This is a genomic window from Thainema salinarum CENA647, from assembly GCF_057732415.1.
The window spans coordinates 51,917-60,232 of the sequence record NZ_JBYJZJ010000013.1; the positions used below are offsets into that span (position 1 = coordinate 51,917).

Consider the following 8,316-nt stretch of genomic DNA (forward strand, 5'->3'; position numbering starts at 1 on the left):
TCACCATGCAAGCCAGCGACACTTCTGATCAATTCCAAACAACCGTCCTAGAGCAACTAGAGCGATTAACCACTGACGTTAATGGACTCAAAACAGATGTTGATGGACTCAAAACTGAAGTTGATGGCCTGAAACAGGAACTAGCCCAAACTAATATCCGAGTCGATACCTATCAGAAGGAGTCTACGCAGGTCGTCAATCTGGCCTTTGGCCTAATCGCTACTGCAACCTTAACCATCATTGTCAGCACCCTCGTCAAATAAGCCAACCTGCACGTTCTGATACCGATGCTCTAGATTATGGCTACACCTCAACACTCAGTACTGGGCGCTCGAAAGAGTAAGGCGAGAGTCAGGCATATTGATCACTCAGCTTGATCACTCAGCTTGATCACTCAGCACTGATCTCATCTGTAGCGTTCGGTTTGTAGAACTGGTCTTCATCAAAGCAGGTTTGGAAGAGAATCTTTAGATGGCTCGATTGGTCTGTGTAAAATTCAAGGGCGTGTTAGAGTTAGGGAAATCAAAGCTAGGTAGCGTACTGTTAGTTTGAGCGCCATGCGTCTGCTACCTGGGCGGTACCTACGCTGCGATTGAGAGGGACCCTAATGAGCAATTCTGCTTACTAAATACGATCAGGCTGTCGCTGCTTATCGCGACAGTTGCCGAGATCGCAACAATATCGAATTTCAGCAACCCCTTGAAGAATATTCTGATCTAATCGATAGCGTTATTTATCTCCGCACGAGTTTTTTTCAGTTGGCTACGTAGCTCGATATGACACGCGGCGGCGGCGGATGCTCGGTTTGAATTGTTTGAGAAGACTACCCATAGAAGCTGTTATCACTGATTTTTGATCCATATGCTTGCCAAACCCATGTATGCCAAAGAACTGCTGAGTCGTTATGCAGCAGGCCAGCGAGATTTTCGCAATCTCAATTTCATTGGCGCTAACTTACGAAACGTCAATTTGAGTGGTGCTGATTTGAGGGGCTCTAATTTCGCTAAAGCTAATTTATCTAACTCGAATCTTAGCCGCACCAACTTGACAGATGCCGGGTTTAACGGGTGCGATTTTAACGAACACAAACCTGACGCAAGCCAATCTTCAAAACGTAGACTTGAGCGGCGTTGATCTAAAGCAGGCTATGATTCAGAGGCGCTATTTTGTCTCAGAATATCCAATCGATTAGCCATTCATTGGGGTGCTCAAGTTTGTAGAGTTCCAAGAGACGAGTTTGCTACCGCAATGCGGCGGTAAACTTGTCGGGAGTCCTGCAAAAGGTAATAATTTTTGGGTGTGTGGGCAATGCCCACACACCCAAAGTTATGGCTTAAATACCGCTATCAACTTGTCTCTTATGATTCTTGATTGGCAAATGTATGGCACTACGCTTATAGGTTCATCCGAGATCCAAGCACTAGATGAATCATCCCTCCGGTTATCCCAAACGGTTAAGACGAGTTGGCTAACGCCGAGAACCGATAAGCAGGCAGACAAAAGAGGTCTCGACGGGCAAAAGTGCAATCGCACCTCAACTATCGATAAAAAAGAGCCGATCCAAACGGACTGGCTCTGGTTAAAATCAACGTGAATCAAGCTTTAGTGCATTCCCGCGTTTATCCAGCGCATCTGGCTTGTGATGAATTGCCAGCCGATCCAGTAGCGTTGCACTGGCTTCATTGAGGCCAATCAGGTCAACCGCAACGCCCCGCTTGCGGATGCGTAGGACAACCTTATCTACAGCATCCACTGCTGACTGATCCCAGAGGTGAGCGTGGGTGAGGTCGATTGTCGCCTGCTCCAGCTTTTCGCGGCAGTCGAACGAGTTGATGAAGTTCTCCACGGAAACGAAGAAAATTTGACCATTCACAAAGTAAGTTCGCGCCGTCTCATCCCCAGAGAGCTTGGAACCTACCGAGATCAGTGCTGCTATCTTGCGGCTGAAGAAGATGGCACTCAGCGCTACGCCTATAATCACACCAATGGCTAAGTTGTGAGTCACGATCGTAACCACAACCGTTGTCACCATGACCGCCGTTTCGCTTTTGGGCACAATCCGCACGTTGCGAATCGAAGCCCAGTTCTAAACGTGCTGATTGACACCATAATCATCGCTGCGACCAGTGCCGCCATTGGTACTTGAGCGCTCCAGTCGTTCAGCAGCAAAATGCCCAGCGGCCAGAACACCGGCATATCCTGCAATCGCACATCTACAACTCAAACCAACATCCAAAATCGCACATCCAAAATCACCATCCCAAACAGGCAATAGCTCAAATTGGTGCGAGCTGACTCAGATTAATATAAATCAACGATAAGTATAAACCACTATCAATAGTTGCCGGAACGCAAGGATTGTCGCCTGATAATCTAGCCACGATAAAACCTATTCATAGTTGTTTGTTCCAGATCCATTCCAGATTAGCGGATCACACTGATGAAACTGAACCAAAGTCGATGCAGTATATTCGTTTTTACAATCTGAGATCGCGCTGCTGATACATACAAAGCATATAAAAACGATGAGCATTACAGTTGACTACAAGGCAATTTCCCCTGAAGACTTTGAGCAGTTAAAAGACGATTACCAGGTAATGCAGTTGTTTTTCGAAGACGAACCACCGTTTAGTCTAGAAAAATCATGGCATGTTATTCACTATCTTTTAACTGACGATGCTGGGCTGAGACGATGAAGCATTCACTGATCCTCCCCTCGGCAGTGTCGTTATGGGTGGAACGCCGACTCAGTTTGAATGCACGTATGGCGTTAGGTGCGCTATCTGAAACCTGATGAAGTTGCTTTAGTTGCTGAAGCATTAAGCGAGATTTCTTTAGAAGCTCTTACAGCCAAATGTAGTGCTGAAAGCTTTAACGACGCAGGAATTTATCCTTTAGGACGTGGTGGCGATTGGGATGAAGAGGAGGTTGAGGCTGAAATTCAGTTTCTCCGCGTTTTGTATCCATCTTTGGTAGACTTCTTTCAAAAATCGGCGGCTGACAGCAACGTCGTGCTCATTGCTTGTATGTAATCAACTGAATCTATAGCCCTTTCAAAAACGCCAGCGGCTCACTCTTATTCTCTGCAAACCCGAGAATCGCTGGATCGCGGTATTCATACAGCAACTGCCCTTGACCATCAAATACAAACGTGGCTCCCCGCTGGGTGAGGTACTTGGCGTCGGGGACATAGGTTGACCAGTTGCCCAGCACCTCGGCCATGTTGCGTAAGCGCAGGGTGGCCAGTTCAAAGGGGCGCTGGAACCCCTTGCCGCCTGCGAACTTAAAGAAGGAACCTTTCATCGGCGGCAATTCACCCGTGCGGACAGCTTGGTCATCGGGGATGAGCTGTGGGAGCTTGCCGATCGCCCGTGTAGCCACGCAGGACTTCCTTGAGCGTTCCGGGGCTACCGATACCTGCACACATAAGCATCAGGGTTCAGCCACGCATTTTGCGGTGCTGAGAGTCCGGGCAGCTTGGTGGAGAGTCCTTCATACAGGTCGATCTGCTGGTGTAGTTCGGCCTTTGGGATCAACAAAAAGCTGATCAGTGGGAAAACCCGTGAACTGACAAAACCGCTGGCCAGATGTGCGATCGCCAATGCCAACGGCGCGAATGGTGATGCCCTGAGCCTTAATCCAGCTCGGCTTCTCGCTGGAGCCACCGGGCATATTCCAGGCTGTCGAAATCGCCGAACTGCGGCCAAATCAGAACCAGAATGCGACTGGCTGACTCGCAACCGCTGAGAATGGACTGCGTCTCGCCAGTGCTGACCCGTTCCCGCTGGGTTTGGTGAAGGGTTTCGTAGAGTGTCATGGAATGGATGGGTCAGGTGGGTGGATGAGTAGAGGGGTGGATGGGTGGATGGGTATCTTGGGTTATCTAGTCAAGAAACGTGGATAAGGTGGAAATTTTGGGGTCGGGACACTGGCAATGCCGTGTCCCTACGAAGTGGAACGGTTTACAGGTTATTTAATTCACAATTCTAAGGAATGTCATCTTATCTTCTGGTTATTTATTTGAGAAACGTTATCCTATCCTGCGGCGAATGAGTTCAAATAGGGCACGCAGGCCCATTGCTTCACCGCCTTCGGGGCGACCGGGTAGGCTACGCAGGTTCCAGGCCATGAAGTCAATGTGAATCCAAGGAGTTGATGGCTGCACAAACTCGCGCAGAAACAGGGCTGCCGTGATGGCTCCGCCGTAGGGATTCGTTGCCGATATTGCTGATATCGGCGATTTTGCTACTTAGCATTTCTCGGTAGGGTTCGTGCAGCGGCAGGGGCCAGAGTGGATCGTCTACCTGTAGTCCCACCTGTTCAAACTGCTCAGTGATGGCTGCATCGTTGCAGAAAAAGGCGGGCAGTTCTGTACCCAAGGCGACGCGGGCGGCTCCGGTGAGGGTAGCGCAATCGACCAGCAACTGGGGGGATTCGCTGCTGGCTTCCCAGAGGGCATCGGCCAGGACGAGGCGACCTTCGGCGTCGGTGTTGCCCACTTCAACGGTAATGCCCTTGCGGGATTGCAGTATATCGGAGGGGCGCATGGCGTTTTCGGCGATGCTGTTTTCGACGGCGGGAATCAGAAACGCGCAGCCGCACAGGCAGCTTCATCTGCATGATTAGCTTGGCTAGGCCGAGCGCCTGTGCGGCACCGCCCATATCTTTCTTCATCATCTTCATGCCAGCGGCGGGCTTGATATCTAGGCCACCCGTATCGAAGCAGACGCCTTTGCCGACGAGGGTGATTTTAGGCGCGTCAGTGCTGCCCCAGCGGATGTCAATTAGGCGAGGGGGTTGAGCATTGGCCTTACCAACGGCGTAAGGAGTGCATGGGGTATTGCTGATCGAGCAGGTTCTCACCCGTGATCACCTGAAACTCTGCGCCGTGGACTTTTTGCAGATCGCAGATGCGGCGTCCGCCAATTGGGCTGGCCCCATATCGTTGGCTGGGGTGTTAATCAAGTCCCGTACCAGGTATGTTGCTGCCGTAGCCGCTTCAATGTAGTCCTGATCTGCCGATTCGGGAGACGTGGCGGTTTGCCCGCTGGTTTGGAGCCGTTTTCTTTATATTTGAGAAACTGGTATTGGCCCAACTGCCAGCCCAGGCAGAGTTTCGTAGCCTCTTCTGCACTGACGATCATCAGCCAGATGGTAATCAGCGGGTGGCAAATTCGCTGCCAGATTGCCCAGTGTCCAGGTATCTAAGGCGTCACCACGCCCCGCTAATACCTGTTTAATTCCGCCATTGGCATCTGGAAGCAAACAAAACGTGCCAGGGTCAGCCTTAAATTGCGAAAGGTTAATCCAGGTTTGATGATCAGCAAAGTGTTTGCTCAGTTGACTGCTGATTAACGAGAACAATGGGAACAGAATTGGACACGGACATGATTGCTTTAAGGAACTAAAAAGGAACTAAAGGTGGCTAAGAGTCGCTAGCAGTCAGCATAACGTAATACTCATACCCTGTATCAAGTTCCCGAGGCGATATTTGCTACAGCAGGCGACGCCGAATTTCACTGACGATGTTGCGTACCGGCTGTCCGATCGCTACTGGTTTTGGAAAAGGTAATCTGATAGCGATTGTCCTGCTGGAAGACAATTTTGTAGTGGGTACCGTCTTCGATCAGCTCAAACCCCAGCGCACTGAGCGAATTACGAATGGATGACTTCATGCTGCGGTAGTCCCAAAAGAGATGGCGCAGCTCTCCGGCAATTTCGGCTCGACGGTCGGTGGGCTGATTGGCGTTTAGAATATCTTGCCGGATCTGCTGCCGCCGACTGTTTTCGAGCAGGTTGGGACTGTATGGATTCAAAATTTCGAGTATCAAATCTCGCTTTTCATTGTCATACAGATCGCGTTCACTAGAGCACAGCACAATTGCGGTTTCCAGGTTAGCGGCTGGTTGAGCCCGATTGATCTCTGTTCGCCCATACTGCTCATACTGCTCGTACTGGGCCTGAATCTGGATATCCTGTGCATCAATCTTCTGCTGTAACTGCTGGTTCAGGCTTTGCAGCCGAGTGAGTTCTGTCTCCTGGTTTTGAGCCTGCTGCTGGAGCGTCTCGTACTGCTGATGCAGCGCTTTATAGTCATCAGTTTGCGATCGCTCAATATACTCAAGCCAGCGTCGCTTTTCCGCCTCTAGCTGCCGAATCTGTGCTTCAGCGTCTGCTTTCTCACTCAGAGCTTGCTGAATGCTGCTTTCTAGCTGCTGAATCTGAGCTTCAAGCTCGGCTTTCTCGGCTAAGGCTTGCTGATACTGGTTTGTGACCTGCTCAACCCTAGCGTTGGCCTGGTCTAGTTCCTGTAGCGCTTGATCGCGCTGTGCTTGGATGACCTCTTTGGTGGCTTGCAGCTCAACTTGTTTGGCAGTCTTGGCCTGTATCAATTGGTGATGCTGCGTGGCTAATGTGGTGGCATAGTCCTCAACCTGCGCTTTTTCCTGGAGCGCCTGCTGGTAAGCCTGCCAGTTGCAGATCGCACTCCGCCTGCGCGAGTCGTAACCGATGATTGGCTCGCTCCAGCAGTCCAAACACGAGTAATCCTGCACCTAAACCTGCGATCGTAAGTGCTGTATAGGTAATGCTGCGTGGATCTAAGCCTGGATTGGGTTCGGCGCGGATGAGAAAGGCTGTCGTATCTCGTCGCCAATCCTGCAGCTCTTGCGCAAAAGAGGGCGAGGTACCCGATCTCGTTTCATTTAACCGATTGCCGCTGTAGCTGGCCCAAAAGCTGGCATAAATTAGGCCCAATGTGGCTCCGCCAGAAAGCAGCAAAATGCTGGCAGCACGAATGAGGGATCCTGTATTCTGGCCAGATCGCCAATTGTCCAGTCGTTGCCCTTCATTCATAAAGTTTCATGTGTGCAATTGCCCTGATTATCTCGACCTTGTCACAGGTCGTGCGCTCTTGCTGTGATCTTAGCAATTGACAATTGGAATCTCTGTGCTAGCAGGACGTGCTGAGGGGTTAACTCATTCCGGTGCTTCCACGACCTGCATGTGTCCGTGGTGATCGGCAACGAGACCGCTGCCGTCACGGAAGATATCGATCTCGACTTGGTCGCTGGCCCAGTCGGTGCGATCGCGCAGGGCTGGATTGAAAATGCGAATTTTCTGATTGGTGGATGCAATCGGCGTATTGGGATCTTCGATGGCCAGCGACTCGTCGTAGGGGCCGTCAATCAAGATATCGAGCTGGCTGAGTAAATCCTCGGCTCCGGCAGGTGCATAGTCGGACTGTAGACGCTCCAGCGTAAAGCCAGTGAAGCAGATGACGTTCAACCCGGCAGCTTTGACTCGCCGCGCGACTTCGGCCAGAGCTGGCGCTTGCCAAAACGGTTCGCCACCGGAAAACGTCACGCCTTCATGACGCGGATTGCTGAGAATCTTTTTGACCAGCGTATCAATCGACATAAGCTGGTTAATTTTCGAATGACTGAGATTCCGGGTTTAAGGTTGGGCACTCGCCCATGCAGCCCTGGCCCCAGACAGCGGCTCGACAACCTGGCCCGTTGACTTCCGATTCATCAACATAGCCCATCAGGTTCAGATACCCCTGCGAATTTCAACCAGGGAAAGATAGGGATTTGTTTGTGGTTTGGGTGATTGCGGCATGGGTCAAATCTCCTCAGCTTTGCCTATTTCTATCTTTGCTTGTTTACGGGGATGAAGGCAGGGGTTTTCACCTTTGTTTAACTTCTGCTGTTTAACTTCTGCCTATCTCCATAAACTTGGGTGGGACATTGGCAGCGGCATGGAGATACTGAAATTAAGCAGTGGCAATCGCTGTTTGCGATCGCTATTGCTCACAATGTATAAAACATACTGGTCAGTCTATAAATCTAAAAGCGCCTACCTTTTTCGAGACGATGTGCTCACCATTGCTCCATGACTCTTCGCAATCGCGTTTTTGATGCTGCTCAACGTTTGGCCCAAGACCAACCCCTACAACCAAATTAGCCTAACGGATATTGCCCGCGAAGCTGGGGTGAGCTGGCCAACGGCTCGCCGCTACATTGGCGACAAGCAGCAGCTCCGAGAATTTCTTAGCAAAGCCCAACCCAATGCTGAGCCACCGCTAGATACCCGCAGCCGTATTTTAGAATCGGCCAAGCAGGTGTTTGCTCAGTCGGGCTATGCGGGGGCAACGCTAGATGCAATCGCAGCCGATGCGGAACTGACGAAAGGTGCGGTCTACTGGCATTTTTCCAGTAAGAGCGATTTATTCTTGGCGCTGCTAGAAGACCAGCTCCAGTCTCCACTCAACGTTTCGGCGGATCGGGCGAAGGCGGCGTTTGACGAAAATGCCCC

Annotated in this window: 14 protein-coding genes and 3 pseudogenes; 5 read left to right on the forward strand and 12 right to left on the reverse strand. The window is 50.9% G+C overall.

Going from position 1 to position 8,316, the window contains the following annotated elements; translation table 11 throughout:
• Window positions 1-5: 5 nt before the first annotated feature.
• From AC286M_RS01905 to AC286M_RS01915, 3 genes and pseudogenes are all read left to right on the forward strand, one after another.
• Window positions 6-263 carry a ssr2422 family thylakoid membrane protein gene (locus AC286M_RS01905; protein ID WP_488202772.1) on the forward strand — a complete coding sequence of 86 codons (258 nt, stop codon included), beginning with the start codon at window positions 6-8 and terminating at the stop codon, window positions 261-263.
• 613 nt (window positions 264-876) lie between these two features.
• A pseudogene (locus AC286M_RS01910) lies at window positions 877-1,068 on the forward strand (pentapeptide repeat-containing protein); the annotation flags it as partial.
• The gene (locus AC286M_RS01915; RefSeq protein ID WP_488202773.1) at window positions 1,052-1,192 is read left to right on the forward strand and encodes a pentapeptide repeat-containing protein; all 141 of its coding nucleotides are present in this window, start codon (window positions 1,052-1,054) and stop codon (window positions 1,190-1,192) included. The pseudogene AC286M_RS01910 and the gene AC286M_RS01915, both read left to right, overlap by 17 nt.
• A 393-nt stretch (window positions 1,193-1,585) precedes the next feature.
• Here AC286M_RS01915 and AC286M_RS01920 read toward each other — a convergent pair whose 3' ends face one another.
• Together AC286M_RS01920 and AC286M_RS01925 are read right to left on the reverse strand one after the other, a co-directional pair.
• Window positions 1,586-2,056, reverse strand: a complete 471-nt coding sequence (locus AC286M_RS01920) for an STAS domain-containing protein (RefSeq protein ID WP_488202774.1) — start codon at window positions 2,054-2,056, stop codon at window positions 1,586-1,588.
• Window positions 2,057-2,086: 30 nt separating this feature from the next.
• The gene (locus AC286M_RS01925; protein ID WP_488202775.1) at window positions 2,087-2,224 is read right to left on the reverse strand and encodes a hypothetical protein; all 138 of its coding nucleotides are present in this window, start codon (window positions 2,222-2,224) and stop codon (window positions 2,087-2,089) included.
• Between the two features lie 301 nt (window positions 2,225-2,525).
• Between AC286M_RS01925 and AC286M_RS01930 the strand changes: the two are divergent.
• A pseudogene (locus AC286M_RS01930) lies at window positions 2,526-3,032 on the forward strand (DUF1877 family protein).
• Window positions 3,033-3,042: 10 nt separating this feature from the next.
• Here AC286M_RS01930 and AC286M_RS01935 read toward each other — a convergent pair.
• From AC286M_RS01935 to AC286M_RS01980, 10 genes and pseudogenes are all read right to left on the reverse strand, one after another.
• Window positions 3,043-3,381: an AhpC/TSA family protein gene (locus AC286M_RS01935; protein ID WP_488202776.1), complete on the reverse strand. Its 339-nt coding sequence runs from the start codon at window positions 3,379-3,381 to the stop codon at window positions 3,043-3,045.
• A gap of 111 nt (window positions 3,382-3,492) precedes the next feature.
• Entirely contained in the window at window positions 3,493-3,672 is a 180-nt protein-coding gene (locus AC286M_RS01940) for an AhpC/TSA family protein (RefSeq protein ID WP_488202777.1), read from the reverse strand.
• The gene (locus AC286M_RS01945) at window positions 3,635-3,817 is read right to left on the reverse strand and encodes a hypothetical protein (RefSeq protein WP_488202778.1); all 183 of its coding nucleotides are present in this window, start codon (window positions 3,815-3,817) and stop codon (window positions 3,635-3,637) included. Before AC286M_RS01945 ends, AC286M_RS01940 begins: the two co-directional genes overlap by 38 nt.
• Before the next feature lie 213 nt (window positions 3,818-4,030).
• Window positions 4,031-4,547, reverse strand: a pseudogene (locus AC286M_RS01950) (leucyl aminopeptidase family protein).
• Window positions 4,501-4,863: a hypothetical protein gene (locus AC286M_RS01955; protein WP_488202779.1), complete on the reverse strand. Its 363-nt coding sequence runs from the start codon at window positions 4,861-4,863 to the stop codon at window positions 4,501-4,503. Before AC286M_RS01955 ends, AC286M_RS01950 begins: the two are co-directional and overlap by 47 nt.
• A gap of 204 nt (window positions 4,864-5,067) precedes the next feature.
• Window positions 5,068-5,364 (reverse strand): hypothetical protein, encoded by a 297-nt coding sequence (locus AC286M_RS01960; protein ID WP_488202780.1) that lies wholly within the window; start codon window positions 5,362-5,364, stop codon window positions 5,068-5,070.
• A 152-nt stretch (window positions 5,365-5,516) separates the two neighbouring features.
• A complete protein-coding gene (locus AC286M_RS01965) occupies window positions 5,517-6,536 on the reverse strand; it encodes a coiled-coil domain-containing protein (RefSeq protein ID WP_488202781.1) in 1,020 nt (339 codons plus the stop codon).
• Window positions 6,430-6,855, reverse strand: a complete 426-nt coding sequence (locus tag AC286M_RS01970) for a hypothetical protein (RefSeq protein WP_488202782.1) — start codon at window positions 6,853-6,855, stop codon at window positions 6,430-6,432. The genes AC286M_RS01965 and AC286M_RS01970 overlap by 107 nt, the downstream gene beginning before the upstream one ends.
• 123 nt (window positions 6,856-6,978) lie before the next feature.
• Entirely contained in the window at window positions 6,979-7,419 is a 441-nt protein-coding gene (locus tag AC286M_RS01975) for a 4Fe-4S single cluster domain-containing protein (protein WP_488202783.1), read from the reverse strand.
• Between the two features lie 7 nt (window positions 7,420-7,426).
• A complete protein-coding gene (locus tag AC286M_RS01980; protein WP_488202784.1) occupies window positions 7,427-7,546 on the reverse strand; it encodes a 4Fe-4S cluster-binding domain-containing protein in 120 nt (39 codons plus the stop codon).
• Window positions 7,547-7,918: 372 nt separating this feature from the next.
• Between AC286M_RS01980 and AC286M_RS01985 the strand changes: the two genes are divergently transcribed.
• A partial coding sequence (locus tag AC286M_RS01985) for a TetR family transcriptional regulator (protein WP_488202785.1) occupies window positions 7,919-8,316 on the forward strand: 398 nt, incomplete at its 3' end.